Below are 17397 nucleotides of genomic sequence, written 5' to 3'. Positions count from 1 at the left end.
TTAAATATTAATCATTGTTTATATAAAATTCAATATTCTCTTTTGTCAACAAATCAATAGGCATGAAGTTTTCTCTTGCGATTTCTTTTTTCAGAATAAGATGTTCGCACAAAACTTTGATGCCGTCAAAACCCTGCAATCTAGGTTGTTGGGCAATAAGGAAGGAGATACTGCCTTGCATCAGGCAGTCCACATTGCGTTGCAGTAAGTCGTATCCCATAAGATTGAAACCGGTTATTTGCTTTTTCTGCAAATATTCGCCAATCACGTATGCTTTGGAGTTGAAAGTGATGCCATTCTTTACGGTAGGATGTTTACGGAAGAAATCGTCCAGCATTTGCGAGTCCTCACTGTCGCGTTTGGCATGTAAATCCAGTCCCAGGATGTGGCAGGCGGGATGGTATTTCTGCATGTACTCACGGAAACCTATTTCGCGGCGTTCTTGCTGGTTTGAACCTACAATACCCTCGTTTATCTTGCGGAAGATAACAATCTCCTTCGCATCTTCTCCGGCAAGAAGCATCAGCATGCGAGCGGCGAAATATCCGCTTTGGTGTGAGTTTTGTCCGAAGAAGGAGAGGGCAGGTTCTTCCTTGATATTTGAGTCGATATATATATAAGGTATATTTCGTTCGGTCAGACCATCTGTAAAGGGCTTGGTATATTGCGGAGCAGTAGGGGCGAACATTACTCCGTCCGGTTCTTGTTCCAGAATGCTACCGGAAGCTTCGGCAAACGAATGGTAATCATACGGATCGTAATAGGAGAGTAGCACGCTTACATTGAAGTCGGAATAAGTCTCTACAGCCTCGTGGATGCCGGATTCTACGTCCGTCCAGTATTCCCCTTTCTGGTGCATAGGCAGCAGGCAGGCAAATGCATACTTTTTGTTTGATGCCAAAGCGCTGGCATACATGTTGGGCTGGTAGTCCAGTTGCTTTAAAATTTCTTCCACACGCTTCCGGCTAGCCTCAGAAACGCCGCTACGTCCATGGATTACACGGTCAACGGTGCCCACCGATACATCCGCCATTTTGGCGATGTCCTTTATTCTAATTCTTTCTGACATCTTTTTATTTACGATTTAACGATTTACGATGTACGATTGAAGTTTGCTTGGCTGACGATGATGCGATGTTCTTATCTTGATTAAAGGGTCTAACTTTAATCGTACATCGTAAATCGTTCAATCGTACATCGTTTTGTGCTCGCACACAATAATAATCTTAATATTTTCGACACAAATATATGATAATTTTTTGTATTTCAAAAATTGTTGTATCTTTGTGCCCGCACACGGTGCCTGTATAGAACAAACGAAAGCACGAATTAGTTCACATATAATCAGGTACTTATATGGATTTTATACCCTGATATGATAAATTGAAAGGAAACAAATTAATCACATATTTAATAAAAACATAAAAATTATGGGAAAGAAAGTAGTTACATTAGGTGAAATCATGCTGAGATTGTCTACTCCGGGGAACACTCGCTTTGTACAATCCGACTCTTTTGATGTAGTATATGGTGGCGGTGAGGCTAATGTAGCAGTCAGCTGTGCCAACTACGGACATGATGCTTATTTTGTAACCAAGTTGCCGAAACACGAAATTGGTCAGTCTGCGGTGAATGCGCTGCGCAAGTATGGCGTAAAAACAGACTTTATCTCACGTGGTGGCGACCGTGTAGGTATCTACTATCTTGAAACCGGTGCTTCTATGCGTCCCAGCAAGGTTATTTACGACCGTGCACACTCTTCCATCGCCGAAGCCGAACCTGCTGATTTTGATTTCGACGCTATTATGGAAGGTGCCGACTGGTTCCACTGGTCAGGCATTACTCCCGCTATCTCCGACAAAGCTGCCGAACTGACCCGTCTGGCTTGCGAAGCTGCCAAACGTCACGATGTAATCGTTTCTGTTGATCTCAACTTCCGTAAGAAACTCTGGACGAAAGAAAAAGCCCAATCAATCATGAAACCTCTTATGCAGTTTGTAGACGTTTGTATCGGTAACGAAGAAGATGCCGAACTCTGTCTGGGTTTCAAACCCGATGCTGACGTAGAAGGTGGTAAAACTGATGCTGAAGGCTACAAAGGTATCTTCAAAGCGATGGCTAAAGAGTTCGGATTCAAATATGTAATTTCTACTTTGCGTGAATCATTCTCCGCTACTCACAATGGTTGGAAGGCAATGATTTACAACGGTGAGGAATTCTATCAGTCTAAGCGTTACGATATTGATCCGATCATCGACCGTGTAGGTGGTGGCGATTCTTTCTCAGGTGGTATCATTCATGGTCTGATGACGAAGCCCAACCAGGCTGCTGCTCTTGAATTCGCTGTAGCTGCTTCAGCACTGAAACACACTATCAATGGTGACTTCAACCTGGTTTCTGTAGAAGAGGTAGAAGCGCTGGCTGGTGGCGATGCAAGTGGTCGTGTGCAAAGATAAAGCTATGTACGATTTGACAATTTACAATTTACGATTGAAATTACTGTAGAAATGAATTCAGAAGAATTGAAAATTAGGCTGAAAGAATTTTCTTTGAGGATAATTAAAATGGTAGATTGTATGCCGAACCGGATTTCATCAATAGCTATAGCCAAACAAATAGTACGTTCCGGAACATCTCCTGCCGCTAATTATAGAGCAGCTTGCTTGGGAAAGTCAGATAAGGATTTTCTGAATAAGTTGAAAATGGTAGAAGAAGAACTTGATGAAACTATACACTGGTTAGAAATTATAGCTGAAAGTGAAATGATTCCCGCCAATAAACTGTATGACTTGCAACAGGAAGCGCATGAATTGTATAAGATTATAGTGAGTTCTATTATCACTACAAGGAATCGGTTGGCAAAAGAAGTATGAATCGTTAAATCGTAAATAAATTAAAGTAATATCAATCGTAAATTGTAAATCGTTAAATCGTAAATAAGATTATGAGTAGGTTTGATAAGATTGCCGTATTAAATAAGATCGGTTCAACCGGAATGGTTCCTGTATTCTACCATAAAGATGCAGAAGTGGCAAAGAAAGTAGTAAAGGCTTGTTATGAGGGTGGAGTTCGTGCATTCGAATTTACTAACCGTGGCGACTTTGCTCATGAAGTATTTGCTGAAGTAGTAAAATTCGCGGCAAAGGAATGTCCGGAGATGGCGATGGGAGTAGGGTCTATTGTTGATCCTGCAACGGCAGCGCTATATTTGCAAATTGGTGCCTGCTTTGTGGTAGGACCGTTGTTCAATCCTGAAATAGCTAAGATCTGTAACCGTCGCCTGGTGGCTTACACTCCGGGATGCGGAAGCGTGTCTGAAGTAGGATTTGCTCAAGAAGTAGGTTGCGATCTTTGCAAAATCTTCCCCGGTGATGTGCTGGGAGCAAAACTCGTAAAAGGTCTGTTAGCTCCTATGCCTTGGTCAAAACTGATGGTAACCGGAGGCGTTGAACCAACTCAGGAAAACTTGACTTCTTGGATTAAGGCAGGTGTATTCTGTGTGGGTATGGGTTCTAAACTCTTCCCGAATGATAAAGTGGCTGCCGAAGACTGGGCATACGTTACAGAAAAGTGCAAAGAAGCTCTGGCATATATTGCCGAAGCAAGAAAACAAGCATGATGATTTACGATGTACGATTTACGATGTACGATTTGGCTGCGCTATAATCTGCATAGCAAATCGTACATCGTACATCGTAAATTGTACTTATAATTGTTTTGTTTAAAGGTGTTTAAAGAGGACAACCATCGAAGTGCTGCGGTACTTCGGTGGTTTGTTTTTTTATAGCATTTGTTTGTGCTGTGCAAAAAAAGGTCTATTTTTGTCAAGGTCAATAAGAATTGCTATAATACGAACACCTTATGAAACGATTGACTTTTTACAATCTGTTGTTTTGTGGCGGACTTGCCTTGGGGATGCTTTCCTGCACCTCCCGTAGCTCTATGCAATCTCAAAAAGAAGCTTTGGGCAAATTAATCTTCGAAGATGAGCTTTTATCCGAACCGGCGGGGCAATCTTGTGCAACCTGCCATACCTCTTCCCGTGGTTTTGCCGACCGTGATGCACGTATCGTTTCCGAAGGTGCTGTTCGCGGACTTTATTCGCAACGCAACTCTATGACAGTGTGTTATTCTATGTACGTGCCTACTCTCTATTTTGACGAAGAAGAGGAAACTTTTGTAGGGGGACTTTTCTGGGACGGGCGTTCTCCGTCGTTGCAACATCAGGCCGGAGAACCTTTCCTTAATCCTGTAGAAATGGGCAATCCGGATCGCACAACCGTGGTTGGGAAGATACGTCGTGCGCCATATTATTCCGAGCTGGTACGCCTGTATGGCGAAACCTCCGACGTCGATAGTCTGTATTCTTATATTACCGATGCTTTGGCTGCTTATCAATCTTCGAAAGAGATAAACTCTTTCTCTTCTAAATACGATGCCTGGCAAAAGAAGAAGAGTAAATTTACTCCACCGGAAAAACGAGGTTTGAAACTGTTCAAGGATAAAGGTAAATGTGCCGAATGTCATATTCTGGATGAAGACAAGTATGCCCATCATGTACTCTTCACCGACCATACTTACGATAATCTGGGCATTCCCCGTAATCCGGACAATCCTCATTTTCAAGTTCCCGAAGGCTATTTCCTCCTGACAAAAGATAGTCTCGACTTGGGGTTGGGAGTGATTATCGGCAAGGAAGAAGAAAATGGCAAATTTCGTGTTCCTACATTGCGCAATATAGCCCTGACTGCTCCCTATGGGCATAACGGCTACTTCAAGACTCTTGAAGAGATTGTTCATTTCTACAATGTGCGTGACATCAGCGATGAATTTCCGCCTGCCGAATATCCTGCCACCGTCAATTATGACGAGTTAGGCGATTTGGGCTTGACTCCGGAAGAAGAATCAGATATTGTAGCCTTCCTTAAGACGCTGACTGATACTATTTATCTCTCAAAATAGCCGATAAAGTGTTTATAAGTGTAAATATTACGCTTTTAATCTAAAACAATGTTATAAAACATACAAAAAATGTCCCGAACGTTTGCGAACACGCAAAAACCTTTTACCTTTGCAGAGCAGTTGGGAAATTGCACTATAAAAGTTTTCAGTTAAATAAGGTAATTAGTTGTAATAGGTAAAAAAGATTGAAACATTTTTTCATAGACTAATATTTGGATTAAAAATTTAGGTAATTAGGAAAAAAGGTAAAATTAAGATTTAAAGTTTTCAGATTAGGTAATTGAAGTTTGTTTTTTAGAGGTAAGAAGAAAGATTAGTTTTTTTGGATAACAAATTAGATGTAATTTAAAAGAAAAGCCTTAAGGCTTTTCTTACAGTGGCGAGGAGTTCGTGAGAGCTTGCTCGTTTTTTTATTGTATATACTAGTAGATTGAGTTATGTGAGGAATAAAGTTTTCTTTCAAATAATTTCTTGCATATATCTGTTGAAAAGGTTATTTTTACAGGAAAATAGTTATAGTGATGAGTGCAAAAGCATATAAGAAACATATTTCAGAACCTTCATCGGTATCTGAACCTGCGATGCCTTATGGAGATATAAATGCTTTAAAGGTACAATTGGTCAATCGAATAATGCGTATGGATGAGCCTCAGGAAGTCAGTGTCGTTTTGGATTTTGTGAAGAAACAAACTGGTTGGCAAGAGCAATTTGAAGAAGAATGGGAGAGAAGCTTATCAGCGGAAGATTTTCGTATTTTGTGTAAGAAGAGATTAAAAGATGTCTATGCCAGCGATTGAAATACATGTTTTACCTGAAGTAGAAGATTTTTTGTACTGTCTTTCAGATGTTTTGGTGATAGATGGATATAAACCTTCTTATGAATCTGCAGAACATGTAGTTGATGATATAGTTGATTTTATTACTCAATTATCTTCCGTACCTCATTATAAAGTATCTCCTTCAGTGGAATATCATTTTGCAAAATATGGGGAGAATTTGCAATATGCTTTCTTTAAACGTAAGAGTTCTCCTAAAACGACGTGGTATATTTTCTTTGTAGAATTAAAGAATCGTATTTTGGTAAAGCATATTACTAATAATTGGATAGAAGGACAATATATCAGATAAATTCTAAAAAGGGAGAAGTGCTACCACTTCTCCCTTTTCACCTCAAAGCACGGACATTGTTTCGTCCATTCCATCGGCTCTATTTCACCATTTCCGTTCTGATCCGGGCTGAGGTCACGATGCCCTACTATCCGAGCTTCGGGATAATCCATCAGCAAGGCCCGTACCAGTACCCGTAGTGAGTGCCGTTGCCATTCTGTACGCGTGTCTTTGGGCAGACCATAGTGGTCTAATCCGCCTTCGTAGCAGATTCCAATAGAGTGAGCATTGTAGCCACGAACGTGGGCGCCGACCCTCTCGACCGGGCGTGTAGTCAAGATATACCCGTCACGGCGGATATAGAAGTGATAGCCGATACCATCAAATCCACGCCTGCGGTGTGCGGACTCTAAGGCTTGTTCGGTAAAGGGATGGTCCTCGCACGTGGCGCTACAATGTATCACAATTAGATTAATTTCTCTCATAAAAGTCAGGACTGAAAGTTCTAAATGATAAGCTGGTGGTTACCGCGTCATAGCATGCGCACTTAACGCACCCAATACTGCCGAAGCAATAGCAATTATTACTTTCAATACCTTGTCCCAAGTTGAAGATTTTGTACTCATCATAAAATAGTGATTAGTGGTTATTTATCCCAACGGATTATCATTCTCATCTCCCCCTCCACCGGCATTACCTCCGCTACCAGAGTTCTCGCTATTATCCTCGGATACCAGCTCGAAGACAAGATTATTCGGAGCTCCCTTGGTGGTGGCGACGGCATCGTTCACCAGACGCAAGGTGTTGGCTACTTTGAAACGGATGTTTACTCGCTCAATATTCTTCACTGTGCACTCTTTGGCTACTTCGGTGGCACGACAACGGAAGGTAGTGTGGAAGATACCGAAGCCGTCCAAACGAACGCTGTTACCGTCAGTAAGCGTCTGACGCATTTGGCGCACGATAGCTTTGCCTACATGCTCCACGTCTTCGGCCGACATACCACCCAGAGCCTCAATATCCTGTGCTATACGGGCGAGGTCAAAGATTTTGGCATCTTTGGATTTACGACGTAGCGTGTATACCATCGGAGAACTTTTATCTCCCACCTTCTTGTGGCGTTGACCACGAACAACTAATGCTTTTGACATGATTGTTGATGTTTTAAAGATTGATGAATAATATTTCATACCCGAAACGAATTCATAAGAATATCCCTGCAGTGATATTCCTGCTTCGTTTCGTTGGTACAAAGATACTACATCGGAGTAGGGTGGGCGGAGCTTAGGGGAGGTATACGGAGGTTAGGAGAGGATATCAGAGGATAAAACTACTTCATTGCCGGCAAAGAAATAACAAAACGGGCACCGTCAGTGTACGACGAATCAATTTCAATGCTTCCCATCAGTCGGGAGATGATTAGTTTGCTGAGAAACAAACCGATTCCGTTTCCTTGTGTAAAAGAGTCGAGCTTGATGAATCGCTCAAAGACCACTTCTTGCTTGTCGAGCGGGATACCACAACCTGTGTCACTGATTTGTATCCGAATACTATCAGGGTTCTCACTCTTTAGAAGTTCCAAAGTGATGCAGCCTTTTTGTGTAAATTTGTATGCGTTGCTCAGTAAGTTTTCCAGAACGATAGAAAGATGTTTCGCATTGGTTGAGTACAAGACCTCTTCTTCCGGAACATTCAGCACATAATTGATTGGCTTCTGGTTCCTTTGCTCGGTTTTTCTGAACTCTTCCCGGCAAATGTTACTGACATTCACAACTTCGCAGGGAAGCAATTCCCTGGACGAATCGAGATTGGCAACCACCAACAGATCATCAATCAACGTAGTCAGCATCCCCGCATTCGTTTTAATCAACTCGCGGAATTCGGCTTTCGATTCATCATCGTAATCTTCGTCCAAGATAATATCCGAAAATCCTACGATGGAATTCAGCGGTGTACGTATCTCGTGACACATGGAGTTGATAAATTCGGCTTTCATCCGTTCGCTTTCTCCTGCTTTCTGATGAAGGATGAAGAGGTTCATCTTCATCTGCTTCTCCTTTTTCCAATGATAGTAGAAGTAGATACAGGCGAGAATGGCTAGCAACAGAATGATGGAAAGTGTAATAATCTGCATCCGTTTGTTTCTGCTTTCAAGGTTTGCTTTTTCATATTTCAGTTTGTCCACCTCATATTCCACTTGAAGCGTGTTGAGTTGCTCCTGCCTCTCTTTCAGCGTGAATGAGTCTTTGAGTTGTATGTAGGTCTTATGCTTTTCCAATGCATTCTGGTAGTCGCCCATTTCTTCATAGATATCCGCTTGCAACTTGAACTTAAAAGGTAAATACTTGGGCATAATCGTGCGGATTATTCCTATTTGCTCGTTGATGTTGGCTAATGAATTCGGATAGTCCCCTATAAAAAGATAGTAATTATTCATTGCCAGGAGATAGCTATAGCGATCACGCAGATCGGTGACGTTCATTCCTATCTTTTTTATTTCATCAATGTAATATTGCAATTTCTTTTTAGGCAATGTTGCGGAAAGCATAAGCAATGATGCGTAACACTGGAGATAATTGCTTTCAATGTTATAGTAAATTCGTTTTCCTAAGTAATTATCCTCATAATCGTTTTTGTATAATTCTACAAGACTTTCAAGCGCTTCTGCACATTCGTCCATTCTTCCTAAATCTCTGAGATTATTGGCATATAGCCATTTGGTCGCGATACGGTATCTCATATCATCCCGATCGGATAGTTTATTGGCCATTTGATATGCTTCTTCCAAATGAACGTTAGCTTCCTGGAATTTTTGAAAATCAATCAAGCTGCCTCCCGATACATAGGCTCTTTCTATCTGGATGTATATATTATTTTTGTCTGCACTTTTAAAAAAGTCAAGTTCATAGTCAAGTGCATCTTTCGCTTCTTTTTTTCCTTGATACCTTCTGGCATCGAAGAGTTTCATCCGGATGTAAGACAGGCATTTGTTTTCTGCTTGCACGTCGACTTCCTTTTTAATTTCATTAATGTAATAATACACTGAATCGAAGTTCATATTGACGGTGTGTGAAGAAGCCAGGTCGGTCAGAGCATTTAATACCAATTCTTTGTTCTTCGTCTCTTTGCCCAACTGGTACAATAATTTGAGATAATGTGTCTCTTCAGGCTTTTTATTATAAAAGTCTGCCAGATCTCTGTATATATTTGCTTTTAGATTTTGATTTGATGTAGTTTTTGCAATGCGAATAAGACTATCCTTATTTATAGTCAATGCCATTGCCGAACTATAATAACATAGTATGAGTATAAATATACTAAATGATTGCTTCATAACCAATACTTAAAGTTTCTGCGAAGATACGATAACAAAGCAAATAACAAGTGAGAAAGAAGTAATAAATATTCTTCGAGTATAATTTTGTGTGCTGCATAAAAAAAAGGGGAGTCTTAAGGCTCCCCGAAAACATTGACCATGAGCTGCACTTGTGCAGGCGTATAGCGTCGGCATGCGCGGTTCATACCTGTGTCTAGCAGGCGTTGTTCCAGTCCGGGAGCGGTGTGTACCCACTCGTTGAACTGGTTTACGGCTGTTTGTTGCGTTACGTTCGGAATATAGCACATTGCCAATTCACCCTTCCCGTAACTACGGATAGGAAAAGAGGATTCTAAGGAAGAAACATCTGTTTTCATCATACTTAAAGTTTAGGTTACTTATCGTTATAATACTATACAAATGTACTGATTTTTAGCTGAATAAACAAGTTTGTTCCTCTTCTTTTTTCAACCAAATACTATGGTCGGACTGCGTGTTTACAGGTCCCGGCTGGTCTCCTTCGGATGTCTGTATAATGTCTTCCTCGCAAGGAAAATAGCGTCCGCTCACGAAGTCGTACACAAACTTGGCGCAAGTATTTCCACGCCCCAGATGCTTGAATCTCACTTTGTCAATATAAATGGTTACCATCCCTTTTGCATCGTCACGGTCTACGTCGATACAGTAGTCCGACATATTGCCAAAATCGGCGGAACCATTAATGTCGTTCATTTCTATACGCCTTTGTGCGCCGGTCTGCTCGTTACGATTCACCTTGCGCGGATGGGCTATCAGGATAACCAGACATTTGTGCTGGATGGCAAAACGACTGAGCTTATTGAGCAGTGAGCGGATAAACTCCCGTTCCGTAGTACCTTCGGTCTGCTCCAGCCGGTTCAGCGGGTCGATGACTACTGTACGCACACCCCTGCGGCGCACCAGTTGGCGGGCTTTTTCGAGGATATTGTCGATGGAGTAAGCCTGACCACCGGGCAAGATATGTGTTACGTTTCCTGCTAACCAATCCGCTACTTGCTGGTACATGCCTTCAGTCATGCCGTAGGTGTTTGCCGAAAATTCTTTACCCAGCAGTTTGTCGGCGAGCTTCTTCAAGTGATATTCTACGGGCATGTTTTCGGGCGAGTAGTAAGCCACTTTCCATCCATGCTTCAGGCAGAGACGCAAGACCAGCTCATCGGTGAATTCAGATTTTCCATCGCCGGGACGTCCGGTCACTACCATCTGTCGGCCTGTCTCGAAGGTACAGTTTTCGTCGAAGTTGGACCATCCGGTTTCGGCACCTCGTTTCAGGCCGTTTTCGAAGATAGAACGTAACTCATCCTGATAGTCTCCGGCATTGAAAACACCCTCCAACGGAATTTCTTCGGCTTGCTCCAGGCAGATGCGAAGGCTTTCTGCTCCGTATTGAACAAGATGTTCGTTGCTATCTTTGCATCCGGGTCCGTAGTTCACCAATCGGCATCGTTCGGCACCCAGACGGCGGATCAGCTCTTGTTGCAACACTTGTCCGGCTTGGTCGTTGTCTGTGGCGAGGTAGATGGTTTCTTTGTCATCGAAGTGGGTTTCGACGAAGCGGTCCATCCAGGAAAGATTGCTCTGCGCTCCGGCGGGCACGGAGATGATGTCACGTCGTCCGGTAGCCGCCATCAGGGAGCAGGCGTCAAATTCACCTTCGGTAATAATGGCTTCGCGGCTACCCAAAATGCCGTCTACGTTGTAGGGGATAAGTTCGGCGCCGGGCACCATCATGAAATGCTTTTGCGCACTACGGTACTTGGTGTTCACCAGCGTATCTCCTTCAAAATAGTTGAAACAGAGGCAGTTCTCCTTCGCGCCCGATTGCTGCATGAATTGTTCTTGTTCGGTGATGCGCAGCTCCTTCAGCAACTCTTGGGGCAGGCAACGGTCCTTTGTCCAGTAGAGTTCCAGTTTCTCGCTGAGTTGCGATTTCTGAGGGTCGAATACGGGACGGCGGAAGTGCGAAGGAATGCTGGCGGACTTCCGGTATTTTTCGAGATGTGCCTGCTTGGTACGTTCTTCGGCGTCGTCGGGGATATAAATGGCATATTGGCAGTGAAAGCAATGCGCCACTCCGAGATCCAGATCGACGGATAATGATTTGTCTCCTTTGTGCCCACGGGTCTCATTGCACCGGGGGCAGATCGTTCTTACTTTGCCGCTGCTACGGCCACGGGTGTCAATCCCGTATTTATGAAAATCTCTCATGTTGGTAGGCTTATTTATGCTCGATGATATACTGTAACTTGTGTTTCTGAAATGACGCATCTCACCGTCCCTTATGACGCATCCCGTCACTTCGAATGACGTAGCTCACGATACATGAGCTGCGTGATTTGGGGCGGTAAGATGCGTCATTCCGGACAATGACATGCATCATTTCAGATGCTGGGATGCGTGATTAGTGATCACTATTTTTTTGCCTTTCTCCCTGTAATCCATGCATGTTGCTCTTCGTCCCAAAAGGCGGTTTCGTCGGGTCTTGGAGGTGCATCGTAGGGGATGGGACAACCTTGGTAAGTTCGCTTTCCGTCGATGAATTGCTCGAAGCGGTAAGGCTCATCGGCGTTGCCTTGATTGTTCGGAGATCCTTTGGCATCGAGTGCGGTGAGTGCCTCGTGCAGCGACTTTGACGTGCGGCTTCCGGCATTTACGTAGTTGATGAAATAGCTCTGTATATCTCTCATTTCCAGCATGTCGTCTCCTTTGCCGTAGGCTATGATGTGGCTTTTGAAAATTTCTATTGCTGCCTTGAGATGCCGTTTCAGCAGAGTGCCGTATCCGCTTCGCATGAAAGCTATTTCCAGCCATACGCTGTTTTCGTTGAGCAATTCGTCGGCTAATTCCTGCCAGGGGCGGACACTGTGTAAGGGCCGTTGTGGTCGACCGAAATCATCGCAGATGTTGAGCGTTGTTTCTTGGGGTACAGTGGGCTGAAGTTCGTTGCCGTCCGAAAATTTGTTGCCATCCGAAGATTCCGAAGAAGTAACAGCGGCAGCAGCAGTCTCTTCTTTTTCTTCTGTTGTTGCTGTTGTTATTATATCTTTTATATTCTCTTTAGTATTATCAATGTCACTTTTTGCTAAAGTTCCATCTTTCAGCTTGTTGCCTGATTTTTCCTGCTTCGTTTTAGCTTTATTTAACGACGCTTTTTGTCGATTTTTGTCATTTTTTGACTTGGAATCGGCGGATTCCTTATCCTTTTTTGGCTTCTTTTTAGGCATCGGATTCAGTGCTTCGGGTGTGATAAATCCCTCTTCGTCCATGCTGAAAAGTAGGTAATGTAGGATGATTTTTTTGAGGTAGGCAAAAGGTACCTTCTTGCCTTTGCTAAAAGGGTGGAGGTATTCTATTTGTGCACGTTCCCCGGGCACCATTGATAATTTTTCGAGTATGTACCAGTAAGCCCCGATACCTCTGAGGCCTTCTTTTTCCAGAAGATTTTGCATTCTGGGATCGCTCATCGCCATAAGCGAGTGTTGCAAGTAAAAAATTGTTTTCATGTCAGTTGTTTGTTTAGGAAAGGGATCTTGCGCAAAGCGAGGTTGCTTATGGTGGCGACGGCGTTTATTGTAGCGTTCTTTCGATTAATATGCCACGAAGGTACGGGTTATATATTAATCTGGCAAATGGACTTTTGTACACTTTATGCACTTCGATCCCCTTCCTGAGGGCTTATGGATAGGACAATAATTCCAAATCGGAGCTAAAGTGTACATTGGCTAAAAATTAAAATAATTTTAATTAATGTACCGGTGGAGCTCTTGTGTTAAGGTGATTCTGACTCCTATGAAACACTGTAAATATTTGTTTCACAGTTTGCTACTTCTTTTGCGTTCCGTGTTGCCGTGTCATGTTACGCAAATGTCCCAGCGCTCTTTTCTGGCGTTCAGACAAGCAATCTTGATTTTGTAGGATATGAGTAATTGCTTCTGCAATGATCTCAAACATATCCAATAATGGATTTTTTGTGTGAGTGACATCAATTTTAATGTCCACTACTACCTTGTCTTCAAGGCAAAGTACTAAAGATAATTTTTTGACATATTTAAGTGTTTATTAAAAATGCAGACAAAGATAACCTAATTTTTTTGAGGTGCGAAGATGAATGGGAAATAAAATAATATCACTTTTGTATAAACTCTTTTTCTTTTTTTGTATCTTTGTAACGCATGTCTCGCAGTACGGCATTTATCGATAAATAAAAAAGATTAAAGAGCTTAGATTTTGGAACATATAATTTCTATAATAGATTGGTTGCTATACATATTGTTTGCGATAAACATATTGTATCTATTGATTTATAGTCTGGCATCGCGTCGTCCGCCTTTGCCAAGACCTGCGCCTGCAAAGGAGCATAAGCGTATAGCTATACTTATACCTGCATATCGTGAAGATGCTGTGATAAGTGAGTGTGTAGATGCTTGTCTGGATCAGGATTACCCTTCGGACAAGTTTGACATAGTAGTGATTTCAGATCGTATGCAGCCTGCAACTAATGCCTCATTGTCAAAACTTCCCATTCGCTTAGTAGAAGTACACTTTGAAAACAGTACGAAATCCAAATCTTTGAATGCCGCCATGGCTGCCATAGGCAATGATTATGATATTGCTGTGATACTTGATGCCGATAATGTAGTTACTTACGATTTTTTGAATGATATAAACGATCAGTTCGCCAACCCTAAAGTTGAAATTGCGCAAGCCCATCGCGTAGCCAAGAATTTGAATAATGATATGGCATTGCTCGATGCGATCAGTGAAGAAATAAACAATACTATTTTCCGTTTGGGGCACGCCAAACTAGGCATGTCGGCTGCCCTCATCGGTTCGGGAATGGCATTTCGTTACGATCTGTTCCGCGATACTATGGCAAATGTCAAAGCAGTGGGTGGTTTCGACCGTGAACTTGAACTGACTCTGCTTTATCAAGGTAAGCATTTCCATTATATGCCCGAGACTTTTGTCTTCGACGAGAAAATCCAGAACACTGGTGATTTCTCTCGTCAGCGTCGTCGTTGGCTTTCGGCACAGTGGCATTATTGCCAAATGTTTGCCAAGTACTTGTGGAAAGCACTTGCCGCCCGTAACTGGGACTTTTGCGATAAATTGTTTCAGCAAGTATCTATCCCCCGTCTATTGTTGATGGGTTTTACCTTCTTTCTCGCCGTAGCATTTACATGCTATAGATGGATTTGGGGGATTAAGTGGTGGGTACTGCTAATCCTGCTTGCTGTAGCGCTGCTTGTTGCAGTTCCCAAAAGGTATTGTACCAGCCGTTTAGGGATGGCTCTGCAATCACTCCCTTACACCTTCTTGTTGATGGCTGCCAATATTTTTAAACTGAGGGGGGCTAATAAGAAGTTTATTCATACGGAGCATGGGGTGCCAGGATAATGATTGAAATTTATATGAACTATGATATACGGGAAATTAAGTCTTAAAGACTGGCGAACAACCCAAGTGATGGGTGATGAGCCGGAATCGGTTTTTGAAAGTGCTGATTTACGGCTTTTCTTTTATGGAATTCTGTATAATCGAGATATATTACAATCAACTCCTGAGGATAGTGATGCGAAGATAGCAGCTGTGGCTTATGCATCTGATCCTGTTTACGGATTTTCCCGTTTAGATGGCTCTTTTACAATCGTATATTATGCAGAAAAGGAATGTGGCATAGTACGTGATCATCATGGTACGCATTATCCTGTTTATTGCACTGATGATAAGAATTTTTCCACTTCTTGGCAGTTTTTGCAAAAGCAATCCCAAAAATCCTTCAGCTATAATCCCTCTGCATTGAGTACTTTTCTTCAGCGTGGAATTTTAAAAAAAGGTTTTGGGGGTATGTCCGATGTTTCTGTTTTAGAAGCAGGAGAGAGGTTTCATATCTTTTCGAAAGATGTCAATATCCTTGTGCGTGATAGTGTTTTTAATACTAAGTATAAAGTCGTAATAGATAAAAATCCTGATATAGAAAGCTATTCACACCGATATGGAGAGCTTCATAAACAGGCCATTCGCCGCAGAATTGGTGATAGTAACCGTGTAGGTATACTTTTAAGTGGTGGTTACGATTCGGGTTCTAATCTTGCAGCTTTACGTAGTATATACGATGGTCAAATTGATTCTTATTCCGTAGGGTTTAAAGGAGATACTTGGACTGAACTGCCAATGGCGCGATTGATGTCCGATACTTTTGACACCCGACACCATGAATATGAGATCGATGGAAGTGAAATCAATGCTTTGCCTGAAATTGTTCGTTTTCTTGGTGAACCCTTTGTGGAAGGTGGATTGATGGTTAACTATTGTGCTATGCGCATGATAGGTGACGATAAGCCGGAGGTTATTTTGGGTGGTGATGGTAGCGATCAATATTTCGGTACATCCGGCCGTGAAGTAGCTTTACGTTATCTTGCGGCACGTACTGGCATGCGACCTTTGTTGCAATGCGCTAATAAGGTTTTAAGTCATGAACGTTTTGATACCGGTGGCAAACTTTCGCGTATCAACTTCCATTTAGATAAGATTCTTCATGTATTGGAAGGAGAACGTTTCGGCTTTTCAGATTCAGCGTTGTGTGGGCTTTTGCAAAATCCCAAGCGTGATTTTCTTCCTACGCAATCTCCCAAGGCAAATACTAGTAGCTTTGAAAGTCTTTATACCCAGCATGCCATTGTTTCGGATTTAGAAATTGTAATCAATCGCATTATTTTATATAAAGCTTCCCGCATGTCCCAGATGTTTGGCAATAACCTGACGTTTCCTTTTATGGATTTAGATCTTTATAATTTCCTACAGGACTTGCCAGTTGGATTAAAATGCAAGGGAAATAGTGCTTTAGACATTGCTCGCGGACGTTCCGTTTCAAAATATTTATTGAAATATCACTATAAACCATTGCTTCCCGAAGCTATCACTTCTAAGAAAAAACAGGGAGGCTTTGCTCCTATGCCTTTGTTTTTCCGTGATACGGCACAACGTAAACGATTCAAAGAATTCATTCTTGCTTCTAGTATAATGGAGGAATATTTGCGTCGTGATATGGTTGAGAAGTTCCTTGTTAACTATGATCGTGAAGAGGGGCAAGTAGGCGGCTGGTTTTGGCATAAGCAGAATAAGGCGCTGCAATATTTTAATTTGCTAACGCTGGTAGTTTGGTGGGAGGAGTTTGTGGTAGGGAAGGAAATTAAATTCTAAAATATGATGTAATTATGGATAAATCGGATTCTATTCATATTGTCTTAGCATCGGACGATGCTTATATACAACATCTAGGTACTTTATTGATTTCTATATTTGAGAATAATAAAGAAGAACGTTTCACTATACATCTGTTATTAGATGGTGTATCAGACAATAAAAGAGTGTTGTGTTCTCAGATAGTGGAAAAATATGGTCAGAGTTTAGTGTATTATGAGATGGATAAAAGCTTGTTTCATAAATTTCCTTTAAGAGCGAAAGATCATATTTCTATAGCAAGTTATTATCGTTTAAAACTACCAGAGTTATTACCTAAAGATTTGTCTCATATTCTGTATATGGACTGTGATATGATTGTTACGGGGAAACTTCGTCCGCTTTGGGATATCGATGTTACTAATGTAGCATTAGCTGCAGTTATGGATACTTTAAGTTTTATGCCCGAAACTTTTGAGCGTTTAGCTTACCCTATGTACGACAAATATTTTAATGCTGGGTTGTTGCATATCAATTTAGATTTCTGGCGTCAGCAAAATATATTTGAAGAAGCTTTGCAAATTGCTGAAGAGAAAGCAGATACGCTATTGTGGCATGATCAGGATATTTTGAACATATTATTTCATGGACATTGGAAAAATCTTCCTTTCCGCTGGAATGTAATGAATACATTGATGCGTCCTTTTCCCTTTTATACAACAGAAGTGTTACATGAAATTAACAGTGAAATAGCTCATCGAGCTGTAATACACTATACTTGTGCTTGGAAG

17 protein-coding genes are annotated in these 17397 nt (G+C 41.9%); 9 read left to right on the top strand and 8 right to left on the bottom strand.

Features of this window, described 5'->3' with window-relative positions:
* Window positions 1–7: 7 nt before the first annotated feature.
* Window positions 8–1069 carry a LacI family DNA-binding transcriptional regulator gene (locus Q1W14_RS15735; RefSeq protein ID WP_300703092.1) on the bottom strand — a complete coding sequence of 354 codons (1062 nt, stop codon included), beginning with the start codon at window positions 1067–1069 and terminating at the stop codon, window positions 8–10.
* Window positions 1070–1430: 361 nt separating this feature from the next.
* On the opposite strand from Q1W14_RS15735, the gene Q1W14_RS15730 reads away from it, so the two are divergent.
* The 6 genes from Q1W14_RS15730 to Q1W14_RS15705 all read left to right on the top strand — a co-directional run bounded on the left by Q1W14_RS15730 (window position 1431) and on the right by Q1W14_RS15705 (window position 6090).
* A complete protein-coding gene (locus tag Q1W14_RS15730; RefSeq protein WP_300703091.1) occupies window positions 1431–2456 on the top strand; it encodes a sugar kinase in 1026 nt (341 codons plus the stop codon).
* Between the two features lie 51 nt (window positions 2457–2507).
* Window positions 2508–2873, top strand: coding sequence for a four helix bundle protein (locus Q1W14_RS15725; protein WP_300703089.1), 366 nt, complete (start codon window positions 2508–2510; stop codon window positions 2871–2873).
* A 71-nt stretch (window positions 2874–2944) separates the two neighbouring features.
* Complete coding sequence (locus tag Q1W14_RS15720; RefSeq protein WP_300703088.1) at window positions 2945–3619, top strand: bifunctional 4-hydroxy-2-oxoglutarate aldolase/2-dehydro-3-deoxy-phosphogluconate aldolase; 675 nt, start codon at window positions 2945–2947, stop codon at window positions 3617–3619.
* 296 nt (window positions 3620–3915) lie between these two features.
* On the top strand, window positions 3916–4962 hold the full coding sequence (locus Q1W14_RS15715; protein WP_300703116.1) for a cytochrome c peroxidase: 1047 nt from the start codon (window positions 3916–3918) through the stop codon (window positions 4960–4962).
* A 521-nt stretch (window positions 4963–5483) separates the two neighbouring features.
* Window positions 5484–5759, top strand: a complete 276-nt coding sequence (locus tag Q1W14_RS15710) for a hypothetical protein (protein ID WP_300703087.1) — start codon at window positions 5484–5486, stop codon at window positions 5757–5759.
* Window positions 5746–6090 (top strand): hypothetical protein, encoded by a 345-nt coding sequence (locus tag Q1W14_RS15705; protein WP_300703086.1) that lies wholly within the window; start codon window positions 5746–5748, stop codon window positions 6088–6090. Before Q1W14_RS15710 ends, Q1W14_RS15705 begins: the two co-directional genes overlap by 14 nt.
* A gap of 20 nt (window positions 6091–6110) precedes the next feature.
* On the opposite strand, the gene Q1W14_RS15700 is transcribed toward Q1W14_RS15705, so the two are convergent.
* From Q1W14_RS15700 to Q1W14_RS15670, 7 genes are all read right to left on the bottom strand, one after another.
* Window positions 6111–6554: an N-acetylmuramoyl-L-alanine amidase gene (locus tag Q1W14_RS15700; protein WP_300703084.1), complete on the bottom strand. Its 444-nt coding sequence runs from the start codon at window positions 6552–6554 to the stop codon at window positions 6111–6113.
* A gap of 39 nt (window positions 6555–6593) precedes the next feature.
* Window positions 6594–6695 carry a smalltalk protein gene (locus tag Q1W14_RS15695; protein ID WP_294588149.1) on the bottom strand — a complete coding sequence of 34 codons (102 nt, stop codon included), beginning with the start codon at window positions 6693–6695 and terminating at the stop codon, window positions 6594–6596.
* Between the two features lie 24 nt (window positions 6696–6719).
* Window positions 6720–7220: an HU family DNA-binding protein gene (locus Q1W14_RS15690; RefSeq protein ID WP_300703083.1), complete on the bottom strand. Its 501-nt coding sequence runs from the start codon at window positions 7218–7220 to the stop codon at window positions 6720–6722.
* A gap of 179 nt (window positions 7221–7399) precedes the next feature.
* On the bottom strand, window positions 7400–9349 hold the full coding sequence (locus Q1W14_RS15685; protein WP_300703082.1) for a HAMP domain-containing sensor histidine kinase: 1950 nt from the start codon (window positions 9347–9349) through the stop codon (window positions 7400–7402).
* Window positions 9350–9519: 170 nt separating this feature from the next.
* Window positions 9520–9765 carry a DUF4248 domain-containing protein gene (locus Q1W14_RS15680; protein ID WP_300703080.1) on the bottom strand — a complete coding sequence of 82 codons (246 nt, stop codon included), beginning with the start codon at window positions 9763–9765 and terminating at the stop codon, window positions 9520–9522.
* Between the two features lie 52 nt (window positions 9766–9817).
* Complete coding sequence (locus Q1W14_RS15675) at window positions 9818–11632, bottom strand: AAA family ATPase (RefSeq protein WP_300703078.1); 1815 nt, start codon at window positions 11630–11632, stop codon at window positions 9818–9820.
* A gap of 203 nt (window positions 11633–11835) precedes the next feature.
* On the bottom strand, window positions 11836–12927 hold the full coding sequence (locus Q1W14_RS15670) for a hypothetical protein (protein WP_300703076.1): 1092 nt from the start codon (window positions 12925–12927) through the stop codon (window positions 11836–11838).
* Between the two features lie 724 nt (window positions 12928–13651).
* Here Q1W14_RS15670 and Q1W14_RS15665 point away from each other — a divergent pair.
* The 3 genes from Q1W14_RS15665 to Q1W14_RS15655 form a co-directional block, all read left to right on the top strand.
* Window positions 13652–14821, top strand: a complete 1170-nt coding sequence (locus Q1W14_RS15665) for a glycosyltransferase family 2 protein (RefSeq protein WP_300703074.1) — start codon at window positions 13652–13654, stop codon at window positions 14819–14821.
* 21 nt (window positions 14822–14842) lie between these two features.
* On the top strand, window positions 14843–16627 hold the full coding sequence (locus Q1W14_RS15660) for an asparagine synthase C-terminal domain-containing protein (RefSeq protein WP_300703073.1): 1785 nt from the start codon (window positions 14843–14845) through the stop codon (window positions 16625–16627).
* A gap of 14 nt (window positions 16628–16641) precedes the next feature.
* Window positions 16642–17397 (top strand): glycosyltransferase family 8 protein (locus Q1W14_RS15655; protein WP_300703071.1); only part of this gene is annotated, 756 nt, incomplete at its 3' end.

It is taken from the genome of Bacteroides sp. (genome assembly GCF_030151085.1).
Classification (GTDB): domain Bacteria; phylum Bacteroidota; class Bacteroidia; order Bacteroidales; family Bacteroidaceae; genus Bacteroides.
The sequence above is the reverse complement of the archived record's forward strand: the minus strand, read 5'-3'. Positions and strand labels throughout refer to the sequence as shown.